The sequence below is a fragment of the Candidatus Acidulodesulfobacterium sp. H_13 genome, assembly GCF_048541835.1.
Taxonomy (GTDB): Bacteria; SZUA-79; SZUA-79; order Acidulodesulfobacterales; family Acidulodesulfobacteraceae; genus QIJE01.
Window position 1 is genome coordinate 825,861 of sequence record NZ_JBLEOY010000001.1, and the last position, 26,492, is coordinate 852,352.

Annotated in this window: 22 protein-coding genes; 2 read left to right on the top strand and 20 right to left on the bottom strand. The window is 37.4% G+C overall.

All coding sequences use genetic code 11. From position 1 onward, the window contains the following. Positions 1 to 9: 9 nt before the first annotated feature. Positions 10 to 873: a nitrogenase iron protein gene (gene nifH / locus ACMCNP_RS04075; RefSeq protein ID WP_419314156.1), complete on the bottom strand. Its 864-nt coding sequence runs from the start codon at positions 871 to 873 to the stop codon at positions 10 to 12. Between the two features lie 462 nt (positions 874 to 1,335). On the opposite strand from nifH, the gene ACMCNP_RS04080 reads away from it, so the two are divergent. Then, complete coding sequence (locus ACMCNP_RS04080) at positions 1,336 to 2,475, top strand: homocitrate synthase/isopropylmalate synthase family protein (protein WP_419314159.1); 1,140 nt, start codon at positions 1,336 to 1,338, stop codon at positions 2,473 to 2,475. A 275-nt stretch (positions 2,476 to 2,750) separates the two neighbouring features. On the opposite strand, the gene ACMCNP_RS04085 is transcribed toward ACMCNP_RS04080, so the two are convergent. The 9 genes from ACMCNP_RS04085 to ACMCNP_RS04125 form a co-directional block, all read right to left on the bottom strand. After that, positions 2,751 to 3,290 (bottom strand): HPP family protein, encoded by a 540-nt coding sequence (locus ACMCNP_RS04085; RefSeq protein WP_419314161.1) that lies wholly within the window; start codon positions 3,288 to 3,290, stop codon positions 2,751 to 2,753. Next, positions 3,287 to 3,880 carry a CBS domain-containing protein gene (locus ACMCNP_RS04090; protein ID WP_419314163.1) on the bottom strand — a complete coding sequence of 198 codons (594 nt, stop codon included), beginning with the start codon at positions 3,878 to 3,880 and terminating at the stop codon, positions 3,287 to 3,289. Before ACMCNP_RS04090 ends, ACMCNP_RS04085 begins: the two co-directional genes overlap by 4 nt. A gap of 192 nt (positions 3,881 to 4,072) precedes the next feature. After that, on the bottom strand, positions 4,073 to 5,833 hold the full coding sequence (locus tag ACMCNP_RS04095; protein WP_419314166.1) for a dynamin family protein: 1,761 nt from the start codon (positions 5,831 to 5,833) through the stop codon (positions 4,073 to 4,075). Positions 5,834 to 5,856: 23 nt separating this feature from the next. Beyond that, positions 5,857 to 8,001, bottom strand: a complete 2,145-nt coding sequence (locus ACMCNP_RS04100; RefSeq protein ID WP_419314169.1) for a proton-conducting transporter transmembrane domain-containing protein — start codon at positions 7,999 to 8,001, stop codon at positions 5,857 to 5,859. Next, positions 7,998 to 8,831 carry an NADH-quinone oxidoreductase subunit B family protein gene (locus ACMCNP_RS04105; protein ID WP_419314172.1) on the bottom strand — a complete coding sequence of 278 codons (834 nt, stop codon included), beginning with the start codon at positions 8,829 to 8,831 and terminating at the stop codon, positions 7,998 to 8,000. The genes ACMCNP_RS04100 and ACMCNP_RS04105 overlap by 4 nt, the downstream gene beginning before the upstream one ends. A gap of 39 nt (positions 8,832 to 8,870) precedes the next feature. Further along, positions 8,871 to 10,028 (bottom strand): NADH-quinone oxidoreductase subunit D-related protein, encoded by a 1,158-nt coding sequence (locus tag ACMCNP_RS04110; protein WP_419314175.1) that lies wholly within the window; start codon positions 10,026 to 10,028, stop codon positions 8,871 to 8,873. Between the two features lie 118 nt (positions 10,029 to 10,146). Further along, positions 10,147 to 11,631 carry a hydrogenase 4 subunit F gene (locus tag ACMCNP_RS04115; RefSeq protein WP_419314178.1) on the bottom strand — a complete coding sequence of 495 codons (1,485 nt, stop codon included), beginning with the start codon at positions 11,629 to 11,631 and terminating at the stop codon, positions 10,147 to 10,149. 29 nt (positions 11,632 to 11,660) lie between these two features. Further along, positions 11,661 to 12,335, bottom strand: coding sequence for a hypothetical protein (locus ACMCNP_RS04120; protein ID WP_419314181.1), 675 nt, complete (start codon positions 12,333 to 12,335; stop codon positions 11,661 to 11,663). Positions 12,336 to 12,356: 21 nt separating this feature from the next. Next, positions 12,357 to 13,316: a respiratory chain complex I subunit 1 family protein gene (locus ACMCNP_RS04125; protein WP_419314184.1), complete on the bottom strand. Its 960-nt coding sequence runs from the start codon at positions 13,314 to 13,316 to the stop codon at positions 12,357 to 12,359. A gap of 376 nt (positions 13,317 to 13,692) precedes the next feature. Here ACMCNP_RS04125 and ric point away from each other — a divergent pair, with 376 nt between their 5' ends. Further along, the gene (ric, locus tag ACMCNP_RS04130; RefSeq protein WP_419314187.1) at positions 13,693 to 14,667 is read left to right on the top strand and encodes an iron-sulfur cluster repair di-iron protein; all 975 of its coding nucleotides are present in this window, start codon (positions 13,693 to 13,695) and stop codon (positions 14,665 to 14,667) included. A gap of 14 nt (positions 14,668 to 14,681) precedes the next feature. Here ric and ACMCNP_RS04135 read toward each other — a convergent pair whose 3' ends face one another. The 10 genes from ACMCNP_RS04135 to ACMCNP_RS04180 form a co-directional block, all read right to left on the bottom strand. Then, positions 14,682 to 15,290: a hypothetical protein gene (locus tag ACMCNP_RS04135; RefSeq protein WP_419314190.1), complete on the bottom strand. Its 609-nt coding sequence runs from the start codon at positions 15,288 to 15,290 to the stop codon at positions 14,682 to 14,684. Between the two features lie 83 nt (positions 15,291 to 15,373). After that, on the bottom strand, positions 15,374 to 18,025 hold the full coding sequence (gene polA / locus ACMCNP_RS04140; protein ID WP_419314193.1) for a DNA polymerase I: 2,652 nt from the start codon (positions 18,023 to 18,025) through the stop codon (positions 15,374 to 15,376). 3 nt (positions 18,026 to 18,028) lie between these two features. Further along, positions 18,029 to 18,445 (bottom strand): RDD family protein, encoded by a 417-nt coding sequence (locus tag ACMCNP_RS04145; protein ID WP_419314195.1) that lies wholly within the window; start codon positions 18,443 to 18,445, stop codon positions 18,029 to 18,031. 67 nt (positions 18,446 to 18,512) lie between these two features. Then, positions 18,513 to 19,628, bottom strand: coding sequence for a radical SAM protein (locus ACMCNP_RS04150; RefSeq protein ID WP_419314198.1), 1,116 nt, complete (start codon positions 19,626 to 19,628; stop codon positions 18,513 to 18,515). Further along, entirely contained in the window at positions 19,618 to 20,808 is a 1,191-nt protein-coding gene (gene ahbC / locus ACMCNP_RS04155; RefSeq protein ID WP_419314201.1) for a 12,18-didecarboxysiroheme deacetylase, read from the bottom strand. Before ahbC ends, ACMCNP_RS04150 begins: the two co-directional genes overlap by 11 nt. After that, positions 20,792 to 22,465 carry a uroporphyrinogen-III C-methyltransferase gene (gene cobA, locus ACMCNP_RS04160; protein ID WP_419314202.1) on the bottom strand — a complete coding sequence of 558 codons (1,674 nt, stop codon included), beginning with the start codon at positions 22,463 to 22,465 and terminating at the stop codon, positions 20,792 to 20,794. The genes ahbC and cobA overlap by 17 nt, the downstream gene beginning before the upstream one ends. A 111-nt stretch (positions 22,466 to 22,576) precedes the next feature. Further along, complete coding sequence (gene hemC / locus ACMCNP_RS04165; protein WP_419314205.1) at positions 22,577 to 23,545, bottom strand: hydroxymethylbilane synthase; 969 nt, start codon at positions 23,543 to 23,545, stop codon at positions 22,577 to 22,579. Between the two features lie 37 nt (positions 23,546 to 23,582). Next, positions 23,583 to 24,965, bottom strand: coding sequence for a glutamyl-tRNA reductase (gene hemA / locus ACMCNP_RS04170; RefSeq protein ID WP_419314208.1), 1,383 nt, complete (start codon positions 24,963 to 24,965; stop codon positions 23,583 to 23,585). 28 nt (positions 24,966 to 24,993) lie between these two features. Further along, entirely contained in the window at positions 24,994 to 25,836 is an 843-nt protein-coding gene (gene ccsA / locus ACMCNP_RS04175) for a cytochrome c biogenesis protein CcsA (protein ID WP_419314211.1), read from the bottom strand. Between the two features lie 5 nt (positions 25,837 to 25,841). Then, on the bottom strand, positions 25,842 to 26,486 hold the full coding sequence (locus ACMCNP_RS04180; protein ID WP_419314216.1) for a precorrin-2 dehydrogenase/sirohydrochlorin ferrochelatase family protein: 645 nt from the start codon (positions 26,484 to 26,486) through the stop codon (positions 25,842 to 25,844). Positions 26,487 to 26,492: the final 6 nt, after the last annotated feature.

Genomic DNA, 26,492 nt, shown 5'->3' on the forward strand with positions numbered 1-26,492 from the left:
TTTTTAATATCACGCCGTCGCAAGGTTTTTCTTGCTAGTCGTCCTTTCATATTCTTCCATGAAGCCAAATCTCATCATATGATCTTCAAGATCCTGCATCGTCATAGGCTTCGGTATTATAAACATATCATTGTCTTCGATATTCTTTGCAAGTTGTCTGTAAACATCTGCCTGAGAACAATCTTTATCATACTCGATAACGGTCTGTTTTTTTATTTCAGCCCTTTGAACAATATTATCCCTTGGAATAAACTGTATCATCTGTGTCCCAAGCTTCTTTGCGAATTCCGCTACCATTTCTCTTTCGTTATCGACATTTCTTGAATTACAAATAAGTCCACCTATCCTAACTCCGCCGGAATTTGCAAATTTAAGAACGCCTTTGCATATGTTATTGGCGGCATACAGGGCCATAAGTTCTCCTGAACAAACAATATATATCTCTTTTGCATATCCTTCTCTGATAGGCATTGCGAAACCGCCGCATACAACATCGCCGAGAACATCGTAAAAAACATAATCAAGTTCTCTTTCATAAGAACCTAACTGCTCAAGCGTAGTAATGGAAGTAATAATACCTCTTCCCGCACATCCTACGCCCGGTTCCGGTCCGCCGGATTCAACGCATCTAATACCTCCGAATCCTATTCTAAAAACATCTTCTTCCGTAACATTTTCCTGCCCGACCTCCCTAACGGAATTCAATACGGTTTCCTGACATTTTCCGCCGAGAAGCAGTCTCGTGGAATCCGACTTAGGATCACATCCTACAAGCATCACCTTTTTGCCGAGTTCTGCAAGCGCGGCCAAAGAATTTTGAGTAGTAGTGGATTTCCCTATTCCTCCTTTACCGTAAATAGCTACTTGTCTCATTTTTTTACCTCCAAAATAAATAATTTTATTTAATTTAAATCACCGTTATAACTAAAAAAACCGCAGTCAAAGAGAGGTTTAAATGTGAACATCCCTTTGATTACGGCGTCGTTGCCATATGCGCCCAATTGCGCTTAATTCTAAAATGTTAAAAAGGTCGTTTAATAAACTGTTTTTTGCTTCATTCTTGATTTAACATGTATACAAGCAATTTTCATGCCATTGTATTTTTTTAATGGTATTTTATAAATTATATCGGGTTACGGCCTTTGTCTTCTTTTTTTTGCAATGCTTAATTTATTTTTTGCTTAATTTTTAAGCATATTTGATTAAATAAACGGCAATAATGCAAGTCTTTAAAAATCATTCATAAAATATTTATATGAGGCAGAGCGAAAGAGAGCGTTCTGCAACCAGATAAGACTGTCCGGTCTACGGCATAGAATATGCTTATAATTTAACATGAAAAAAATTATTATCAACGACACAACTTTGAGGGACGGCGAACAAACGGCGGGGATTGTTTTTTCGGCAGACGAGAAGATATTGATTGCCGGGTCATTAGATGAAATAGGCACAGATGAAATAGAAGCAGGAATTCCGGTAATGGGCGGAGCCGAAAAATTAGCGATTCAAAAGATAAACGAGCAGGGGCTTAAAGCAAAAATAGTAGGCTGGAACAGGGCTAAGCGAGAAGATATCTATGCATCGTTAGATATCGGACTTAAGTTTATACATATATCCGTTCCCGTTTCGCAAATCCATATAAAATATAAATTAAAGAAAGATTTTGAATATGTCAAGAATAGCCTCATAGATATTTTGAGGATACTAAGCAAAGAAGGGGTAAAATATTCCGTGGGGGGCGAAGACTCTTCGAGGGCGAACATAAAATCTGTAATAGAAATTATGAGTATTGCCGAAGACGAAGGGGCATATAAATACCGATATTCCGATACGGTCGGCATATTAAATCCCATAAAGATGTATGAAAATATAAAAAAGATAAAAGATTGCGGCAGGCTTAAACATATATTACTTGAAATCCATACTCATAACGACTTCGGAATGGCTTCGGCAAATTCGGTTTCGGCCATAGAGGCGGGAGCGGAATCTTTATCCGGCAGCATTTCGGGGCTTGGAGAAAGAGTCGGAAATTGCGCTATAGAAGAGGTAATCGCATATTTAAATTTTATAGAAAACAAAAAAATTAAATTTGATTTTATAAAAGCAAAAGAATTAGCAAAATTTATATCAAAAATAACGAGAAGACCTATTCCCGATTCTAAACCAATCTTCGGCAAAAATATTTTTTACCACGAAGCCGGAATTCATGCCGACGGAATACTGAAAAATCCCATAAATTATGAAGCATTCCCGCCGGAATATGTCGGAACCGAAAGAAAACTCCTAATAGGTAAACACAGCGGCTCTAATGTGATTAAATATAAATTGAATAAAATGGGATTACAAGTAACAAACGAGGATGCTAAAAATATTCTTATTATTATTAGGGCTTTATCGGTTAAGACAAAAAGATGCTTAACCGATAAAGAGATTAAAACCATTTATAACGATTATAAAATAAACTCCAGCTCTTAATCCGGCGGTATATTATGCGCTATTACTTTTTTAGGACACATTGATTCAAATAAACGCATTATTCTCTAAAGAAAATTTGTAGTTTTAACGAGCACTACTTATTCAGATTTGCCATAATCATACGAGCATATTTAAAGCGCCTTAACACCTGTTTCCGCAGGACAGATTCTGCCTATTCAGTTGTTGTCTCAACAATACTAATCGGATTTCATTCTCATTGCCGAATAAACGCTTGGTGTTCACCGCTTATCAAATGTTAATCAAAATTTACGGCACTAAAACCAATATTCCGGATACTTCCTATTTTCAGACATATTATTTACTAAAAGGGCTACAACTAATAAAACCGCCGCTCCGAGACCTGCCGGAATTAACGCATAAAGAAATCCCAAACGATGTATGGGGACACCTCCTATGACGGCAATAAGTGCTGTTGCGCCTCCTGGGGGATGCAACGTTTTGGTTGCAAGCATTGCCATAATAGCAAAAGACACGGCAACAGCCGAGGCTAAGACCAAATTTGAACTAAAAAGCTGATAAGCTGCTACGCCGACCAACCCGGATATAACATGTCCGCCTATAAGATTCCTTGGTTGCGCAAGCGGACTTTTTATCGCCGCATATACGAGAACGGCAGAGGCTCCAAATGAACCTATTAACAAAGTTAAATCAAGAAGAGTAAAATAGCTCAACGAAAGATATCCGCATGCAAAAATACCCAAAAAAGAACCGACCCCCGACCAAAAAACCTCCGGAACATTCGTGCCTGAAGGACGCGTTCCGCCACCTTTCATTTTTTGAAAATATTTATTCATAATTGCATTCCTCCGGTATGATTAACGATATCTTTGGTCGATATAACGCCCACTAATTTATTATCTTTATCCACAACCGGTAGGCTGTTGATTCTCATTTCGATTAATTTATGTGCCGCATCCTTTATATCAGTGTCGGAAAGGATGGCGATAGCGGGAGACGACATTATGTCTTCGACTGTTTTAGCATAAACGGTATTCTGATGGGGAGTAGGCACGCCGGTAAGATGCCTCACTATATCCCTTAAAGTATGATTTTTGACGATACCGGTTGCAGCTATAACATCTTTATGCGTAACGATGCCTGCTACCGCATTATTTTTATCTACAACCGGCAAGCAAGATATCTCATTTTCGGATAATAATTGAATTGCATCTTTAATACTCAACTCTTTGGTTATAGATATGACATTTTTAGTCATCACTTTGTCCACCGTAACATTAAGTGATCTGGCCCTTGCGTGATTTAGGGCATGAACATATATTATCTTAAAATCTTCCGGTGAAATATCGATGTATGTCCTAATTTCTTTAAATGCGACTTTTATGTCATCATCCGATATCTCTAAAAACTCAGGATTATCGCTCATAAAACTTTTACCCTCCTATAGGTGATTATTAGTTAAAAATGCTTGTAATTATTATATTAATTTTAAAAAATTTAAAATATGATAAAAGTCACGTTATGATTTTAACCGTAAAATTTTTTAACAAATTAATTAATTTAAAAACTGCGGGAAGTATTTTGGATGCCTTTAAACCGGTAAACGGTTTATATAAAACTATTCTTGGCGGGTTCCTGTTTTATCTTTTAAGGATTTTTTGATTTCTTTTAAAATCTTAATTTTATCATGGATACGCTTTTCAAGAGACGCCGCCTCAATGGCGGTATTTTGCTTAGATGCTATTCCTGCATCCAATGCTTTCAAAACATTACTTTGCATTAAATCAACGGACTCTATCACATCTAAGCTATAATCTTGCATAAGCCGTTCCATGCGCAGGGAAAAATCATACCTTGCCTTACCGCAATGCATGTCTACAAGCATAGCCGCTTTTTCCTTCGCTTCTTTAAGGATTAGTTTATGCGCCAACGCTCTCGGCAATGCCTTCCTCATTAAATCAATGGTAATGCTCAACATGCCGGGGTCATCCGTTGTCTTAAATCTGAATTCAATTTCAGGCGGCAATGCCTCTCGCATCTGAATTTGCCGATAAGAGATTCCAAAAAGCTTAGTCGAGGAATTAACAATTTGTTCGATAATTTTATTCATGCGCAGTATAAATCGTTCTAATATCCCTTTGAGGTGTTCCCTTAGAATCTTTTCCTCCCTTATTCGCCATGTACTGAATATCTCTCTTATTTGAATATCTATAAATTTACCGATAAGTTCCGTAAATTTTACATTGCCGTCCGATACGTGATCGGTTGCAAATTCCTCAAGCCGTACCATAAGCAGTTTGGTCTTTTCTTGTTTTAATTTTTCAATATCTTCTTTGAGCACATCCCTTTGAAGTGCCTTGACTTCTTCGGCGAGAAGCTTTTCGCTGTCTGCCTTTTCTTGATTACTGTCTTTAATAAAATTTTTAAAGGTTGTAATATTATTCTCTAATTTTTTAAGGGGAAAATGAAGTGATTTTTCCTCAATTTCGGCAAGGAGCATTTCCTCGTCGACAAGATTGTCTGCCTTTTCGGCGGTAGATTCAATTAATACCCTTCCTTTTTCGTTAACGAGGAACTGCTCAAGTGACCGCTCAAAGTCGGGCAAACCGCTCCTTTCTACTTTTCTTAAATCACCTTCCTTTTTGCCGATTAACGCCTCTTTGCCCGAAAGAGGATAAATTATTACATCGCCGAAACATGCCTCTTCTTCAATTATTTTTTTGCTGAATGCGAGCGACTCTTCTCGATCGGTTTCGCTTACGGCGTCAATCTTACTCTGCACGAAGAATATTTTGCCGACCATATTCTTTACGTCATGCAAAAATTGAAGCTCGGCTTGCGTAAGCGGCGGTTCGACCCCTACGATAAATATAGCCGCATCGGCGGTAGGCAGATACTTGTAAGTGGTTTGAGTATTATGTTCATACACCGAAGCGATACCGGGCGTGTCGATAATTTGAACGTCGTTTTTAAGGTACCGCGATGGATAAGCAATTTCAACCCGATCCATCCCTTTCTCGTTTTTCGGATTGTATTTTTCCGTTATATAAAGAGATAAATTCTCACGTAGAATTTCTTTTTCAGTTCCGTTTTGAAAAAATGCCGTAATCCGAAGATTATCCCCATATCTAAGTATGGTTATGATAGAAGTAAGCGGAATCACTGCAGTCGGCAAGAGGTCCTCGCCAAGCAAAGCATTGATAAATGTGGTTTTACCCCTTTTAAATTGTCCCGCGACTACTAATGAAAAAACATCGGCTTTCAGCTTTGTGCATAGTGATCGTACTGCAACCTTAACGTGTTCTGCCGACGCTGTGTCTTCCAGCTTCGCTAAACTTTGCGTTAAATCGGATTTAATTTTTAAATATTCATCAAGCATAGTTTACTTAAATAAATTAGGTTTTATAGAATTAGAACAATTATAAAAAACGATGCCCCAAAAACAAAAAATATATAAAAGATGTATAGATTTAATGACCCGTTCTGCATCAATTCAGTCGTCACAGTGCTTATCTTTTCAAATAATTTTATAAGCGGAAGATATAAATAATACTCTATAAGCGGAAATATATAAGAACCGTAGCCGCTTGAATTATGATAATAGGATGAATAAGGAAACGGGTTGGATATATTTTTTTTATCCGGTTTTAAATATTCTTCTCCATGATAATAAGAAAGCGGATAGATCTTTCTATGGGGAAGCCTGAGTCTCTGTCTGTAAACAAGATTAAACATTATCCTCAACGCATTAGAAAATCCAAGTGTTGAAACCTGAGTATGCGGATTAATTACATTTTTGCCGCCCGTCCATGCATAACCTATGGAACGTTTTTTAGGTCTTATTATAACCCTATATAAAATATAAAGGATAAACAAAAGCACTATGGACACAAAAAACATATATACAGGACTTGATGCGGAAAATGAACTGTAATAAGGTATAAATATATAATTGTGCAAAATATTTTTACCGATGTTTATGTGATAAATCAATTCCGATACCTTAGCAAAAATAGGCGTATATAAAAACATGAAGCCGGCAAGAGAAATACTCAACAGCGCGGGAATTAATAGTGCTATATTCATGGATAACGGAACCTCTTTCGCCTTTTTTGTTTTCTCGCCCCTCGGCAAACCTATAAAAGTCAATCCGTATAATTTTACATAATTAGATATTGCTACGGCAGAACTCAAGGCTAAAATAGAGCCTGTGCCGAAAAGAAGTATTCTCGGTAAAATACTGCTTATGTGAAAACCTAAAAAAATCATCTCAAGATTAAGCCATTCCGATGCAAAACCGTTAAGAGGCGGAACTCCTGCCGCCGAAAGTATTCCTATAAATACAAGTATCCCGGTAATCGGCATTCTTTTCAAAATGCCGCCGAAATCGTCCATATCATGACTTCCGGTCTCATGTTCGATATTGCCGGCGCCCATAAATAATAAACTTTTAAAAAAAGCATGGTTTATAAGGGCATATAGGGAAGCTATCAATGCAAGGGCAGAAAGTCCGTATAGCCCGTAATACTTATAATACAAAGATGCTCCTATGCCGGTTAATATAAGACCCATATTATCGACGGTAGAGTAAGAGAGCAATACTTTTATATCATGAGTTTGAGACATATACAGCACCCCTAAAAACATTGTAAAGGCGGCAATGATCAAGGTAATAGTCCCTAGCATTAAGGCAGTGCCCGCCGGGTGAAGAACGTAAAGTCCAAATCGCATTATTCCGTAAACCCCGCATGATGTAAGTACTCCGCTTAAAACCCCTGATACCCCGGAAGGAGATGCAGGATGAGCCTCCGGAAGCCAGATATGTAGAGGAACGATCCCCATCTTTGCTCCAAATCCAAATAGGAATAGGATGAAGACTATTTCCTTTAAATAACCCGGTATCACTATATTACTCAATGCGTTGAGGTCAAAATTATTTGAATACAAATATAGAATCATCAGCCCGACCACTATCAGCATTGCACCTATTTCGGTAATTACCGCCATTAAGAATGCCGCCCTTGTCGTTCCTTTTATGTAATGTTTAGTCATTACTAAGAAAAATGAGGATATAGCCATTATCTCCCAAAAAATCATAAATACAAAACCATTAAATGAAGCAATGACAAAATAAACGCTTACGAGCATTATCCCGTACAAAAATGCAAACAATGCCCTGTTTATCTCCGACCCCAAACTTTTAACATATTTTATCTGATATAAAGAGATATAAAACAATACCCCGAATAAAAACATTAAAAAAAAGTCGCTAAGGGTATCAAACCTTAAAATTACCTTGCCGGCAGGAAAAAAACTGCCGAGATAAAGCGTCTGCTTCAAGAAATTTCCGCCTTTAAAAAATGCGGTTATAGAAAATGAAACCACCGAAAGGGATGCCGCCATATAAAGAATGTTCGAAAAGACGAAGCCGTTTTTAATCTTTTTAGAAAGCAATCCTAAAAATGAAATAGATATACCTGCTATAGAAAAAATTAAGAACAGATAATAATAATTTAAAGGATTTACTATAAACAAACTTAAATTCATTTAAAATCACCTTTTTTAATTAGTAATAAGACATTTAAGATTTCAAACGGATTGGGCGGACAGTGAGGCAAAGCGACGACATTGTCTTCCTTGAAAAGTTTTTTCATTTTATTATTGAATAGTAATCCGTCATTACCGTCTTTTGAGCCGTTTTTAAATATCCCGCCGAACAGAGAACAAGAACCCATTAAAACTATATATCTCGGCCTCGGAATATTTTCTAAAACATTAAAAAATATATCGGACATCTTTTTCGTGTAAGCCCCGGTAACCAATAAGACATCGGCAAACCGAGGACTCGGCGTTATGAAAATGCCAAGCCTGTGTATATTATAATAAGGATTGCTTAACGCATTAATTTCCGATTCGCATGCCCCGCAAGACCCTGTATCTATATGCTTTACGAATAACGATCTTTTAAAAATATTCCCTCTATCGTTACCGGGAAAGGGTGATGCATAAAAATTGAGATCCTTACCGTAATTTATCGCACTCGCAATATCACTGCATGTATCTACGCATAAGCCGCAGAAAATACATCTATTTGCATCAAGCGCGCCGCTCGACTTCCTTGACGTCTTCCCTTCGCCGCCTGAATTATTATATATATCATGCAAGCTAATCGCCCCGGTCGGACAAACCGATTCGCACTCCATGCATTTCAAATCACCGTTTTTTTCCGATAGATTCGCCAAACCCTTAGAATTAAGACATTTATTTTCGTCAAAGTTAATAGACGAGATAAAACCGTCGTAAAAATCATTTTTCTTTGGGAATTTTACAGATTTTATTCCGAATTTTAATCCGTTATATGTCCAAAAAAAAGCCATTACCGCACCTTAAATATAATATTTATACTTAATTAAAATTTATTTATCTACCGCGGCTACCGAAAAGTTATAGGTTGCCTCATTAATGTTAAAATCCATCATCATCGTATTTTTGACCCCGTGTGTAAATAATTTATAATTACTTTCAAACGGATATCTCAAGTTTATTTTTTTAAAAATATGTCCGTCAAAATCCTTCACATAGCAAAAGATCGAACCCTCGGAGGATTCCGCATAGCCGAAACCATGTTTTCTCGTATTACCCTTTTTCATAGAATCCATAATAATTTTGTCCAAATCCAGCCGATTCATGCGATAATTAGAGGTATTATCAAATTTATTTTCTTTAAGCATTTTCGTACAATATTCAAGTATGCAAAGCGACTGGGTAATTTCCTCTATCCTTACCATATATCTTGAAAAACCATCTCCGTCATGCAATTCGACGTTTTTTAACTTTATATCTCCGTATAAGAGATAGGGCTTTACCTTTCTTAAATCCATGTCTATTCCTGCGCTCTTCGCAACGACACCCTTTGAGCAAAACCGCTTTGCCGCTTTCATATCTATTTTTCCGGTGGTTTTTAGCCTATCTATATGAGATTTTGTCTCTATATTTTTCCTGATAACCTCTTTAACGTCATACACGATAGATTTAATGGAACCTAAAATAAATTTTACATCGTCCAAGGATAATCTTTTCATAAACCCGCCTATCGCATTAATACCCATCAAATAACGGGAATTTAAAAATTTCAAGAATAACTGCTTCAGCATCTCGGCATAATAAGCATATAAAGCTGAAGGCACCTGAATGTAGGTAGCTTCCGTTATTTCGGATAAATTTTCTATATGATTTCTAATCCTCTCCGCTTCGGCAAAAAACATACGCAAAAGTTGCAGATTTTCATGTATTTCACCCTTAAGTCCCAATGAATCTTCGGCACTGAGGCAGTAACTAAGCGATGCGCTAAAGGCGTGAAGCCCCGATATTCTTTCTACGGTCTGGATTTGTTCATATAAATTGTTTTTTTCGGCAAGAACGCTTTTGGTATTCCTTTTTTTATATCCGAACGTTATATTTAAATCATGAAGTTCTTCCCCTGATGACAAAAATTCATACAGGATAGATTCACTAACGCCCTTTCTTACGGGACCCCAAATAAATTCGTAATCCCCGAGAAACCTTTTTTGCACTTTTGACTCCTTATATTCCTCAAAATTACCGATAGAAACCAATAAAAACACAGCGACGCTTTAGCGGCACATAATTCTCGCACAGACGGAAATGACATATATATATCGTTTGCATTTTTTATTTTCTAATAACATGTGTAATCCCTATTAATAAATGATGTAGGTTTGCCGGTATATAAAACCCTAAAATTATCAATACTACAAGCGGCAAAGCCATCGGCAAAATAGACAAGGGTCCAAAATCACCCTTTTGAATATCCGGATCATCATCGGCTTTTCCGAAAACGATTGAGCCGACTTTTGCCAGCAGACCCACAAATGCCGCTACCAAAAGGCTTACGAGTATGATTGTTACTATATAATAGCCGTTTTTTAAACTTTGAAGTATAATCAAAAACTCACTTATAAAGGTTACGGAAGGCGGGGCTCCTATTAATGCAAGCACTCCTATGGAAAATAGAAATGCCGTCTTCGGCATAACATAAAAAACACCCTTAATTTTTCTAATATCCTTAGTTTTATACTTATGCAGCAAATTTCCGGAACCGAAAAACATTATCGGTTTTGCAAGACTATGGCTAAGCATCTGTAAAAGGGCACCGAAAGTTCCGAACAGTCCTCCCAAACCGAACCCTAAACTGATTATTCCCATATGTTCTATACTCGAATATGCAAAAAGTCTTTTAGTTGATTTTTGATTGATAATTCCCATTACTCCGGTAAATATCGTGAAAACACCTATGACAATCATTATCGCCTTTGGATAGCCGAACCCGACATCCTTTCCCGCAATGCTAAAATACCTCATTATGCCGTACATCGCTGTGTTTAAAAGGGATGCGGAAAGCATGCTCGAAACGGGAGATGGAGCCTCGGAATGGGCATCGGGAAGCCACGTATGCATCGGAGATAACCCTACTTTTGTACCAAAACCTATCACTATCAAAACAAAGGCAAACCTTACTATGTCTTTGTTAAGATAAGCGGCATGAGAACTTAAGACGGTCCAATCTAAAGAGGAAACTATGTGCGCGCTTCCGGGAATATTTCCGGAAAGATAAAACAAAATTGTTCCCAAAAGGGCAAGCGAAAGCCCGACGGAAACAACCACTATATATTTCCATGCGGCTTCTATCGACTTTTCCGTGATCTCCGTAACAACTAAAAAAGCACTTGTAATAGTAGTAAGCTCTATATCTATCAGATAGATTGCCATATTGTTAATCATCGGAGCGATAAGCATTGTTAAGGCAAAGAGATTTAAGAAAAGGTAATACCTGCCAAGCTCTTTATCCGTCATTTTTTCGTCTTCTATCGCAAGCCTCATATATGAAATTCCATACATCGACGATAAAAAATATACTATGCCGACTAACAGTATTATGTAAGCGCCGAATTCATCTATGACTATCGCTTTGTTAAAAATAGAAATGGTCTTCAGACTTACGGAAAGATAAAGAATAATCGACGAACCGATTAAAACCAAAGAAGACGATACCAAGCTTGCATATTCGGCAAACCTTTTATTTCTTACGATAAAAGGGGCTAATGACGCAAGCAACGGAATTGTTAAAAATGCAATAATAAAAATTTGCATATCCATATTATTTATATATTGTTATATTAATTATATTACCCAACAAGTCTTTTTAGCATAGCCGTAGAAAAAGACCCCGTTTGCATCTTCATGAACATCGACAAAATTAACATTGCTACCAAGGTAACCAAGATATCGAATAATACGACTAACTCCACGATTATCGGAAGCGTCGGAACGACAACAACGGATAAAAGAAATATTCCGTTTTCTATAATAAGTATTCCAAGTATATGCGTTATCGTAGTAAACCTTGAAATAATCATAAAAAAACCGATAAATACAAGGCTTAAGGCAATGGAAGAAGCGTTAACGACTATTTTCGGCGAAAAAGGAGAAATCAACCTGTATATCAAAAAATATGCAAAAACCGTCAATAAAAGTCCCGAGATAATGGAAAGCGGAATTTTTACGCTAAGCTTTACCTCTTCTTTAATGTTGAATTTTTTAATCATTTTTAAAAGCATATATGGCACTATAATCGTCCTGATAAACAACGTTAAAAATGCAACGAGATAAAGGTTTATATTCTTCGATTCTATTCCCAGGACTAATGTTAAAATAAATATCAAAAATGATTGAAAAGCATAAGAATGGATATAAAAAGAGACCCATCTTGAACTCAGCATCGCAAAAGACGATAAAAGAATCAATGCGACCAAAAGACTCTCAATGACATAAACATAAATAGGCATTGTATAACCCAGCATCTTCCTACTCCCTAAAAAAGTTTAAAAACCCTTATATTGAAACGTCATTATAGCAAGAACGCCCAAAACGAATGCGGCGGAAAAGTATTCTTGGTACCTGAAGAACCTTAATCTTGAAATAGCCGTATCTATAACCGCTGCTATGAACCCTACGATTAGCATCTTTATAATAAGACTGACTACGGCAATAATAAGGCCAATCGGGCTGTGATTAACGGATAAACCCCACGGAAAAACCAACACGTTCAAAAAAATAACTAAAAGTAAGAATTGCTTCATGTATCCCGACCATTTTAAAAAAGCCAAATAGGGACCGGAGTATTCTAAGATCCTTGCTTCTTCAATCATGCTCATCTCGACATGCGTGGAAGCGTTAATCGGTCTCCTATCCGTATCCGCCAAAAATAACATAAAAAAAGCAGCTATAATTAAAAAATGGGAGGAACTAAAGTAAAGAGGCATCGACGATACTATGACATGCAACATTACATACGGCAGAGTAGATTTAGCTATCAACGCAACGCCGACGAATACAAGTATAAGCGTAGGTTCGGAAAGAATGGCAAGAAGCGTGGCGCGTGAAGAACCCAATCCCCCGTAGCTCGTACCCAAATCAAGAGATGCTAAATTTATAAAAAAAGATGAAAGAGAGAAAAGAAAAGCCCCCGCAAGCATATCGCCCATAAATCCCAACGGAAGCGGATAGATAGTCAAAACCGGAAGAAGAAGGGTGATAAGTACCATCGCAACAAAAGAAACGAACGGAGTCAACCCAAAAATAAACGATGCTCCGGACGGTACCAATATCTCTTTATGAAAAAGTTTATGAAGGTCGTAATATGGCTGAAAAACTGAAGGTCCTCTCCTGCCTTCAAAAATCTCTTCCATTTTGCTGATAAACCCTGCAATAAACGGGGAAAAAGCAAGAACTACTATAACTTGAAAAATTTGAAATATGGTTGAATTTAAATAGATATTCATTACAGACCAATATCCTCTCCGGCATTACATTAAAAATTTAAATATAGTCAAATCGTTTTTGTAATGTAGAAGTCATTAGCCGTGAATAATCGTTTGGTTATTGGCGGTATATATGCTCACAAACGGCTTAAGCAGACCCCATTGCTTGGTAGCTCTTTTTAAATTTTGCCATATAATCTATAAATTGTCAAGAAAAAAATATGGCTTAATCCTATTGTTGACCTAAATATAGGCGAGTTACCCTGCCTGCATCTTCTAATTTATTTTTATTTATGTGATAAAAATCATATATTAAAGATAAGAATTCTATGATAATTATACTGTAAGCAAGAATAAAACCTATAAAACAAGATTTAACACTTAACGGAGGGTAAAAATGAAAACCGAAACAAGAAAAGCTGCAGAAAAAGATGAAAATACTACGGAAACGATATTAGACGTAACCACCATAGAATCTAAGCTTAAACATCCTACAATATTTAAATTATTGGATAAACTTGAAAACGGAAATAGCCTTATTATAGAAAATGATCATGACCCGAAGCCGTTGCACTATCAACTTTCGGCTGAGAAAAAAAACATGTTCTCCTGGGAATATTTAGAAAACGGACCGGTTAAATGGGTTGTCAAAATAACTAAAAAAAGACTAAATGGAGACAGTAAAACAGATAGTTTGTTATTAAAGAGCGTAGGGGAAATCGCATCGGAAAATCCTGAAAAGATTGAGGTATTCAAAAAATATGGCTTAGATTTTTGCTGCGGAGGCAATAAAACATTAGGAGAGGCATGCACTGAATCCGGTACCGACGAAAAGGCTATCGTTAACGAACTAAACACCGCCAAGGAACGTGACGAAAAAACAGAAAACAACAAAAATTACGCCTTAAATCAAAGGGCAAATGAATGGGACGTAGATTTTTTGATTGATTATATAGTTAATATTCATCATACGTTTTTAAGGATTCATCTTCCGGAAGCATCCGAATATACGGAAAAGGTTGTCCGTGTTCACGGAGAACATCATCCGGAACTTGTCAAAATAAAGGAACTCTTCGCTAAAATGAATGAAACGTTAATCCCTCATTTAGATAAGGAAGAAGAAGAGCTTTTTCCGCACATGAAAAACAGGGAAACCGGCGACAGCATGAAGAAAGAAATAAGTGATGCGGAATACGACCATGAATATGTCGGACGTATTCTTAAAGAGATGAGCTCTTTAAGTTCCGGTTATGCCGTCCCGGAAGACGCGTGCGCTTCTTATAAATATCTTTACGGACTATTGAAGGATATTGCCGACGACATAATGATTCATATTCATTTAGAAAACAATATTTTATTTAAAAAAATTTAAATATAATGCTGCTATCAGAATTTCATATGGGACATTATATCTTCGAATGATTTGATTGCTCCGCCGAATCCTTTTTGGAACTTTTCGGCATCATCCTGTTTCGCAAAAACAAGGATAGGCGGGGAGCAGCAGGGGATTATATCCGTTTTAAACAAAAGAAAAGCATTCCTTAAATCTAACGGATTTCCATAAATAAAATCCCTTCCCATTATGGAACTTACGGAATCTAAGTCACCGATAAGATGTAATATTCCCATAATAGCGCAGTGAGTACAGCAAAATTCAAATTTTTTACCGTTCTTCCAAATAACCGTAATAGTGAGCCTTTCATCTGCAATATGTTTAAGACAAACGCCGCATTTTGGATATGAGTCGGTATGTTTAATATCCGGAACGTTATGAGCGTAAGGATAAAGTTTATTAAACGTTTTAGAAATATCATTATCTCGTATCAAAGCGCGGACATATCTATAAACGCTCATCTTGGAAATCTTTAAGATCCCGCTTATTTCGGCAACATTATCCGCTTTTCCGCTTTTAACTAATTCCAGCACCCTCTCTTTCTGTGTAAGTTGCTGGCCTTTTTTCGGTTTTTCGTGATGCGTTATAGTTGTTTCATTCATAAGGTAATTATACATAACGAAACCTTTTATTGCAACATCGATATAATTTTTATAACTTTACGGCAGTCAAGCGCCGTCATTATTCAATGAGCCTCCGCCCAGTTTTTACCGATTCCGACATTTACGATAAGGGGAATGTTTTTCAGTAAATTTTTATCCGTCATAATCTTGGAAACCATATTTTTAAGGTCGTCCGCTAAAGATTCTCTTACCTCAAATATCAGTTCGTCATGCACCTGAAGTATCATTTTAGCGTCCTCTTTTAATGCGGGTATGTTTTTAAGGGTGTTATGAATATTAACCATTGCGATTTTTATTATATCGGCGGCAGTACCCTGAATAGGGGCGTTAATCGCAGCCCTTTTGGGAAACAACGCCATATTTTTTACCTTAGAATTAATACTTTCGACGTAACACCTTCTCCCGAAAGCCGTCTTGACAAATCCGTTGCGTTTAGCCTCTGCAACCGTCCGCTCCATATAATCCTTGATAGCGGAATGGTTTTTAAAATATAAATCTATATAAAGTTTAGCCTCCTCTGCGGATATTCCGAGTGCTTTAGACAACCCGAAAGAACTCATTCCGTAAATTATTCCGAAGTTGATCGTCTTCGCCCTTCTTCTCATAGTTTGGTCCACTTCGCCGACCGTCGTCTTGAATATTTCCGAGGCTGTTTTTGCGTGAATATCCTCGTTATTCAGGAAACTTTGAATTAAAACCCCATCTCCCGAAATAGATGCCATAACCCTCAAATCTATTTGAGAATAGTCCACCGACAGCAATAAAAACCCTGATTTTGCTATAAAAGATTGTCTTATTTTACTGCCTTCGCTATCGGAAACCGGAATATTCTGAAGATTGGGTCTCTGGCTGGCAAGCCTGCCGGTAGAAGTGGTGGTTTGAGAAAATGACGTATGGACCCTGCCGTCTTTGTCTATTTCTCTTAAAAGCACATCTACAAATGATGTCTTAAGCTTCACCTTGTTTCTATATGATATAATGCTGTCTATAAATAAGAGATAATCTTTTAACGTATCATCGCCGTTATCCTTAAGGATCATTTCAAACTGGGATTTTAAGGCTTGTAAAACCTCTATATCGGTACTGTTCTTTTTTATCCTGTTAAACTTCATTTCGTCGAACATAACCTTGCTTAACTGTTTTGGAGAGCTTACGTTAAATTCTCTTCCCGCAATCTTGTGAATTATGCTAATAAGCTTTTTAGAATCAGATTCATAAGACGCCGACAAAGGCATAAGAATATTCCTATCTACCATAAAACCGGTATGCTCCATGTCCGCCAAGACCATAGAAAGAGGCATATCTACATTGTAAAACAGGTATTTTAGACCGGAGTCTCTTCCTATTTCCGCCTTTAAAAACCTATATAACCCGTAGATTAAAAATGCTTTATTATTAATATCTGAAGCATTCAAATCGCCCTTAAATTCATCTTCTATGTCGGCAAGGCTGTGCGAATGTTTTATGGGATTCAAAAGATAGGATGCAATTTTTATATCAAAATAAAGGTTATTCAACTCAATTCCGTTATCCCTTAAAAACGACCTTACCGCATTAAGACCGTGTCCTATTTTGCAGACCGAATCATTTTGCAATAAATCCACTATCTCGGTATTTTCGGCGATATTTTTTAAATCAAACGATACAGCTCCGATAGCTTTGGAATATACATATATTAAATTAAATTCATTGTCGAACAATCCTTTTTTTTTATCGTTAAAATCGACAAATACGGAAAGAACGTCCATATCCCCTTTGTCGTCGTCATTTTCATATTTTTTATCTTCAGAGGCTGTTTTAAAATTTTTTAATAAAGAATTAAGCTCGAGCCTTTTAAAAATCTCATAGAGCCCGGCATCATCTTTTTTTCTCAATGCGAAATCGTCTAATGAGTTCTTTCGACGCCCTTCCCATACGGCAAGTTTATCCAAATGCGGCGTAAAATAGGCATCGACCAATTTTATATCCTTGTAGAACGAAGCGAGCTCTAAACTTTTATATGCTTCTTCCTTGTGATTTAACAACAATTCCTTAAGTTTAAGCTTTTTAAGTGAATCTATATTGTTATAAATACCGTTCAAACTTCCATATTCTTTTATCAAGCTGAAAGCTGTTTTCTTGCCTATACCTTTAATTCCCGGAATATTATCGGAGGCATCACCCATCAATGCAAGAACATAACGGTATTCATCCGGCTTTATCTCGTATTCCTTTTCAAAATCCGATTTTGTAATAACCTTATTTTTAAGGGCATCATATATAAAAACCCTATCGGATAACAACTGCTTTAAGTCTTTATCACTGCTTACTATGCAGATGTTAATAGAAAAATCGTCTGCAAAGTTATCCACTATGCACGCAATTAAATCATCCGCCTCGTAACCGTTAAGCCTGAATGTTTCAAACCCCAGCAAATACGAAATATCCGTTAAATAATTAACTTGGGAAAGCAGGTCATCCGGCATTCCTTTCCTGTTGGCTTTATATGCTTCATAAGATTGTTTTCTAAGGCTTTCTCGGGAATCGAAAAGGCATGCTCCATATCTTATATCCGCTTCCTTGATGAGTTTCATGAGCATTCTCGTATAACCCAACGAAGCTCCCGTCGGATTGCCTTTGGAGTTGGTAAGGGGAGGCATTGCATAGTAAGCTCGGTAAAAATATGAGCTGGAATCTATCAAAAACAGGTCGGCTTTAATAACGGCTTTTTCCATTATTCAAGGCTTTTTGACGTCTAAAACGTGAGTAAAAGCAAATCTATCACCTAATCTTTCACCTTCCGGACTTTTTACGGTAAAGTAAATCTCGACGGAATATATAAAAATGCCGACTACCACAAGCAGAAAATAGCCTATAAACGGTATAAACGCAAACAAAAGCGGGATGACTAGAAAAGAGTTTCTGATGATTGATTCTCTAAACTCAGGTCTTTTTTCACCTAACGTCATGACGACCTTCAGCCCGGTAACTTTTTTCCCGAGGCTCTCTCCATCAAATAAGCCGTCCGAAATTAAAATATACATGATCCCCGCTATAAAACCGAACGGATAAAAAATCTCGCTTAAAAAACAAAATATCAGTAAATCAATGGCTTTGGCAATAAACCTATGAAGTATATTCGCTTTATCATTCATAAATTAAACTAATATTTAATATATATTATGACGAGCATAAATATGCAACCGTCAGTCAGTTCGTTACTTATCGGATAGTCTTGTTTTTGACAATAGGTTCATAGACGCAATAGGGCTCTTCTCCCATATAATCTCCCCCCTCGTAATATGCCCGCGCTCTGCACCCTTCGCATACCTTTTTATACTCGCAAATTCCACATTTACCCTTTAATAACCCAGTATTTCTCAGATTTAAAAAGATTTCCGAACTATTCCATATCTCGCCCACATTCTGCTTCGTAACATCTCCGGCCTGAACAGGCAAGTATCCGCACGGTTGAACAATGCCTTTTCTTGATATAAACATGACTCCGCTTCCCGCTAAGCATCCCTTCGTAACCGCCGCCATGCCGTGAGTCTCCCGGCTGATAGTTATACCCTCGTCTTTAGCCCTTTTATGCATTATCCTAAAAAAATGTGGCGCGCATGTAGCCTTTAACTCTATTATACCCCTTAATTCCATAGTTTTATCATAAAACCATGATAATATATCTTCATATTTTTGTTTGTCCAACATTTGCGAATCGACAATTTGGACCCCGCATCCGACGGGTACCAGCATAAATATATGCAAGGCTTTTATATCATTGCTTAAAGCTAAGCTTAATATATCTTCGACCTCATCCTCGTTATGTCTCGTAATAGTAGTATTTATCTGAACCTCAATATCTTCATTCTGTAAATTTTTAATACCTTTAAATGCACTTTCGAAAGAGCCTGATATCATTCTGAACGTATCGTGAGTCTTCGAATTAGCTCCGTCAAGGCTTACCGAAACCCTCTTTATCCCGCTTTCTTTAATGCGCTTTGCAATATTTTTGTCTACTAACGTTCCGTTTGTCGCAAGAGCTACCCGAAAACCTTTTTGAACAGCATAACCGGCAATATCAAAAATATCATCCCTATAAAGCGGCTCTCCGCCGGTTAAAATAAGTATCGGACGGCTGAATTTACTCAACTCGTCTATCACGTTAAAACATTTTTCAGTCGAAAGTTCATCTCCCTGCCTTTCCGACTGCGCCTCTGCTCTGCAATGGATACATTTCAAATTACATCTTGCGGTCAGCTCCCAGAAAACCAATCTAAGTCCGTTTTTTTCCGACATATGCATGCCTCCACCCTGCATCAAATTACTACCTTGCATCGTATATCTCCTCATCCGTCAAATAGCAGGCAGGGTCGGGTAACCATAAATCTCCTTCTTTTGCCTCTGACCTGACTCTAAAATTACCGTTACAAACATCAAGCCATTTACAATTCCTGCATCTTCCCTTAACGTATGCCTTTTTATCTTTAAGCTGTTTCATAAGCGGATTAGAGGTATCCGTCCATATATCGCTAAATTTTCTTTCCTTAACATTACCGAAAGAATAATACCTCCAGAACTGGTCGGCATAAACCTCTCCGTCCCAACTTACGCAGCCTATCCCGACGCCGGAACTGTTGCCTCCATTCATCTTAAGGAGACTCATAACATTTTCGGCTTCTTCTTTTTTGCCTTCTCTCAAAAGCTTTAAGTAAATATATGGCCCGTCGGCATGATTATCGACAGTGAGAATTTCTTTACGATTATCTTTGGAATAGATTTCTTTAGTAAGCTCTAATATCATATCGACCGTTCGCCTCGTCTCTTCCAACGATAGATCCTCGTCTATAAGTTTCGTTCCTCTTCCGGCATAAACAAGATGATAAAAACAGGCTCTAGGGATATTTTCTTCTTCTAAAAGCTTAAAAATACCCGGAATTTCTTGGGCATTTCTTTTATTTATCGTAAACCTTAATCCTACCTTGATTCCCGCCTCTCTGGCACTATTAATACCGCTAATTGCATCCCTAAACGCTCCCTTTTTACCCCTGAATTTATCGTGAACGGTCTCAAGTCCGTCAAGACTTATACCTACATACGACAATCCTACTTTTTTTAACTCTGCGGCAAGTTCTTTCGTAATGAGGGTTCCGTTGGTCGAAATGACGGCCCTCATCCCTTTTGATTTTGCATAAAAACACAGGTCTAAAAAATGAGGATGCATTAATGGCTCTCCGCCGGAAAAAAGCATAACGGGAGAACCGAACGCAGAGGCGTCGTCTATAAATGCCTTTCCCTCTTCAAGCGTAAGCTCGTCATTGTATTTTACGTTTTTGGATTGCGAATAACAATGAATGCAATTCAAATTGCACGTCCTTATCATATTCCAGACAATTACCGGTTTTTTGTCTTTCGAAAACTGTAAAAGATGCGAAGGCAGTTTGCTTGACATGCGTCCGTAACGAAGAGCATCCGAGGCATGAACCCCGCCGCAATAAAGTTTAGATATTCCTATCATTTACAATACGTTCCTCAATTTTAATCTTTGTTTTTTTATAAAAACTTACTATTCCGTCAATCAATGAATTTATATTGACCTCTTTGGCTATTATATCAGATTTAATGCCAAATCCCAATGCATATTTAGCAGTCTTTTCTCCGATACTTGCAAACTTGATGCCGGAGTCTGTGACCGATTTTAAAAGCCCCTTCCGAATATCTTCTATTGAATTAACAAAATTTTCTACAGTAGAATAACTGGTAAAGCTAACGATAAAAGAGCTTAAATCTAAATCGTCCGGAAGCCCGATATTTCTATGTGTTCCCTGTTCATGTCCATTGTTATCACCGTCTATCTTAATAAGCGGGCTAAAAATTTCATATATTCGTTCCTTTGATTTTTCCGGCAAAACCGTTTCGTAAACGAGCAAATTATCGACAATCGCCCCTTTATGCGCAAGAAATTCCGGAAGTTCGCTATTTATTTTCGATGCCTGGGGAAAAAGTATTTTTTTACGTTTAAGCTCGGTATCTTTTAAGGCATCGATTATCCCTGCCTGGGAATGTTCTACAGGGGTAATATCGGGAACTATGCCATACTTTTTTAATTCCGTCGACGAAACTTTACCTATGGAAATTATTTTCTTTTTGAAGAGAGACCTGGCATCTAACCCTTTTGAGAAAAAATGCTCAAAAAATGCCGAAACGGCATTCGCGCTCGTAAAAATGAGATAATCATACCCTTTAATATCGTTTATAGCGGCATCTATTTTAGCCTTATCAATGTTTCCGCTGTCTTTAACAATATTAATAAGGGGCAAGCTTACCGCGAATGCCCCAAGGTCATTAAGCTTTTCGGAAAATGTACCGGACTGACCCTCTCCCCTGGTAACTATTACTTTTAAACCGTTTAATGGCCTATCCTCGAACCAGTTCAACGTATCTCTCAATTTTACCACATTCCCTACAATTAGTATTAACGGGCTTTTTAAGCCCTTTTTTTTGACTTCGTCCGCTATCGTGCTTAGTGTTCCGACCGCCGCCTTTTGGTTTAAAGTCGTCCCTTCCTGGACGACGGCGCAGGGTGTATTTTTATCCTTGCCTGCATTAATTATATTTCCCGTAATAGAATCTAAATTTTTATATCCCATTAAAACCACGATGGTATCGGCTCCGGATAGTCCTTTCCAGTTTATCGTACTTTTCTTCTTATGCTCTCCCTCATGCCCCGTAACAATTGCAACCGTAGAGGCATAATCCCTATGTGTCAGGGGTATACCCGCATATGCCGGAACCGCAAAAGACGAAGAGATACCGGGAATTACCTCAAAAGGAATATTGTCTTTAAAAAGTTTTTCGGCTTCTTCCCCGCCTCTTCCGAATAAATACGGATCTCCACCTTTAAGCCTTAAAACAACCTTGTTTTTCCCGGCTTTTTCCGTTAAAAGCTCATTTATCGAATGCTGCGGAAGGGTGTGGTTTGATGACCTTTTGCCGGCATAAATTATCTCGCATCCGTCCTTTGCATAAGATAAAATATCTTCGGAAATTAAACTATCGTATACTATGACGTCTGCCTTGCCTAAAATCTGTTTTACCTTTAACGTCAATAGTCCCGGATCTCCGGGTCCCGCTCCGGCAATATAAACTTTGCCCTCTTTTATGTCTTCATTCATCTGTTTCAATCCCCTTTTTATGCTCTCTAAAGCGTTTTCTCGCCCGCATGAATAATTATAGAACCTCGCATCTCCGATGCGATTTCGTAAAATCCCCTCCCCGAAACTTCGCTAAGACAAACCGTCGACAATATTTTTACTTAATATTTCTAAACCACCTTTGTCTATAAGCCTAATGGCCAGACTATTTCCTATATTCTCATAATCCCCTTTGTCTCCTTCAAGTTCGTCTTCCAAATATTCTCCATGTGTGTTGGAGACAAAACATTTGATACGTAAATTGCCCTCTTTCAAATAAGCATAGGCGCCTACGGGGGATGCGCAGCCGCAATTCAACTTCTTGATACAAGCCCTTTCCGCAAAAACGCAAACAAGGGTATCCTCATCGTTCAAGTGTAAAACAGCCTCTTTAATATCTTCCCTACCGGCTTTATATTCAATAGCGATTACTCCCTGTCCGCACTGCGGTATAAACTTAAGCGGGTCTAAATATATATCTATATGCGATGCGAAATTAAGCCTTATGAGACCGCTTGAGGATAAGACTATCGCATCGAAAAGCCCGCTTTTTAATTTCTCCAACCTTGTATCTACATTGCCCCTTAAGGATTTGAATATGACGTCGTCCCTAAGTTTTGCAATCAACGACCTTCTTCTCAAGCTGGAGGTTCCGATTATTGCATGATTTTTTAACGCCGGCAAGAGATGCTCAAACGAATCCGCTTTAGAAACTCCAGATTTATCTTTCAAGATAATACAATCCCTCGGGTCATCTCTTTTTAAAACCGCGCCTATCGTCAAACCCTCCGGAATCACTTGAGGAACGTCTTTCAAACTATGTACGGCAATATCTACGTCGCCGTCAAGAAGAGCCTCCTCTATCTCTTTTACGAATAGACCCTTTCCGCCGAAACTGCTTAATGAGGCATTTAAAATTTTATCTCCCGACGTTTTGAGGATTATTATCTCAATCTCTATATCTTCAGCAAGGTTATGATATACCCGGCTCAATTCGTCCCTTACGAGATTAGCTTGATATAGCGCAAGCTTACTGCCGCGTGTTCCTATTTTAATCTTCAAAATTTATCCTGTTTTTCAATTATTTATAGTTGTAATTTTATTTTATTATTTTTATTCTTGATCTGCTATCTTGTTTTTCCGAATTACGATATTCGCCGTTATCCTGCCCCCTTGTGCTTTTAGGGTCTTCAAGGTCAAGATTGAAAAGCGATTTTATCATTTCTATCAAATTTAGTCCGCCGGGGTTTAAGTAAGCTTTTTTTATCAGCATAGTAGGCTCATGAAGAATCTTATTGGTAAGGGAATTTATTATTAAATCCTTTTCCTTTTTTTCTCCGATATACTCGGATAATTCCGTTTCTAATATGTTTTTAACCTTATTTCTCAGTGAAATTATCACCGGAACGGCATTTAAGGATTCCTTCCAATCCATGAACTCTTTAACGTTAATCTCTATAAGCTCGCGGGCGGCATCGGCCTCCCGCTTTCTTATCTCTATGTTATCCTCTATCATTTTTCCTATATCATCTATATCGAACAGATATACATTGGATATTTTATTAATTTCCGGATCGATATTCCGCGGCACGGAAATATCGATTAAAAATAACGGCCTCTGCTTGCGAATCTTTATAATAGGGATTATATCATTATACTTCAACACATAATCTTTGGCGCCGGTCGAACATAAAACTATATCCGATTGCGGTAAGAATTTATAATATTCGGAAAAATCAATAACGCTTAAACATTCTTTTTCGTTCAACCCGAACGCATCTTCAATAAATCGATGTGCCTTTTCTTTAGTCCGGTTTGCAATATATATGTTTTGCACTCCGCATTTTAGAAAATGCTTAACGGTCAGCTTTCCCATTTCTCCGGACCCGAGAAGCAAAACTTTTTTTTCGCTCAAGCTGTTAAAAATTTTTTTAGAGAGCTCTACTGCCGCATAACTGACCGATACCGGAGACGACGCTATCTTTGTCTCCGTTCTAACCGTTTTTGCACAATTAAAAGTCTTATGGAACAGCTTGTTTAAAAACTGCCCCATTGTTTTAGAATCACATGCCTCGTTATATGCTTCTTTAATTTGCCCCAATATCTGAGACTCGCCTATTACCATAGAGTCTAAACTTGAAGCCACCATAAATAAATGCCTTACCGCATTATTGTTGAGATACACATAAAGAAGAGAATCGCGACAACCTTCTCCGAAAAAATATTCCGTAATAAAGCCCCTAATAAAGTGAGTCTTCCCCTCTGCCGCCCATGAAGGTAAATCCATTATGAACTCCGTTCTGTTGCATGTGGTGAGTACGACAATTCCGTTAACCAAATTTCTACCGTTTTCGCCTTTTAAATCAAGCAATTCTTTTGAAAAGCTGTATCTCAATTCGGAGGTAATAAGCTTTTTGGAGACCACCTCTCTATCGCTTATTTTTGCCGTTTTATGGCTTAACCCTATAATTAAAATGTCCATAGCCGAGCAACCTTACCTTAAATTTTACTTAAAATCCGTGAAAAGTCGGAAATAAATAAAAAGATAAACTTAAACTAAAAAGTATAAACAAGAAACCTATTACGCTAAAAACAGCCGCTTTTTTCCCTCTCACCCCTTTTGCTATCCTTTCGTGTAATAAAACCGCATAAATAAGCCATATAATCAGGGATATAATCTCAATAGGTTTTGCAACGATAACGGCATTAAACAAAGAACTCGACAAATAAATTCCAAGAGCGATTCCTATAGTGATAAACGGAAATCCTATCTTCAGACACTGATAATTAATATTATCCAACAACTCTAAGTTATATCCGCTGCCCGAATAGAAAACTTCGTCGAGCGAATTATCCTTTTTATCGAATAATTTCAAGCTCTTTTTAATCTTAATTTTTCTTTCTTGAAAAATATATATCAAAGAAACCATAAAAGCAAGAGCAAAAAGCGAATCACCTATCAATATGAGTATTATATGCGTTAAAAGTATGGTTTTATCAACACTGAACATAACCGGTTCTATCTTAATATGGGGGACAAAAAAACCTATAAGCAAATTTACCGCAACCAAAGGAGTAACGTATAAAAGGATGTACTCCGCCCTATAGAAAAGACTGAACAATACTATAACCGTCATCAAGAGCCAGGCGTTAAAAAAAACAAACCAGCCGATGTGAACGGAGGCATTGAATCCTTTAGTACTTAAAAATACAAAAAATATTAAACTCTGAAGGATAAATCCTGCGTAAATTAAAATGGTAAAAAACTTGTGCAGCTTCTTTTTTCTCGGCAAAATAAGTGCATAAGAAAATATATATATAAAAAACGGAATTAAATATAGTTCATTAGACATTATCGCTAAGACCTCTTAAGAAAACTGCTTATAAAAATACTTATGTCGGAAAATTTTTTATCCTTAACAAGTTCAAAAAGATCGGAATTAACTAATTCGTCAAAAAGTTTTTGGTTTCTGCTCTGCGGATATTTTTTCATCTTGATTTCCCGCCTCATAAGTCCAAGAATTTTGACATAAGTAGTATATTCCTCGCCATAAATCTTTTCTAAATCCTCTCTTATTTTTCGAGAAAGTCTCGGGCTTAATCCGCCCGTAAAAATGGCTATATCAAATTCACCCCTCGAAACAAGTGCCGGAAGGGTAAACGTACAAAGTTCCGGCTTATCGGCAACGTTAATCAATATATTTTTTCTTACGCATCTCTTGGATAAACTTTCCTCCATCTTCAAATTCTTCTCTTCGGAAGAAACAGCGCAAAACACGGCAAATGCACCACTCTCATCCCCTGCCTTATACTCTCTTTGGACCCACTTGATCCTTGATTTTTTGATAAATCCGTTTATCTTCTCCGTTATTTCCGGAGCAACTAATGTTACGTTCGCGCCCCTTTCTAAAAGCCTTTCCGTCTTTCTTGCCGCAATAACGCCTCCTCCGACTACGAGGACCTTTTTATTATAAATATTAAGATTTACGGGATAACATTTCATTAATTT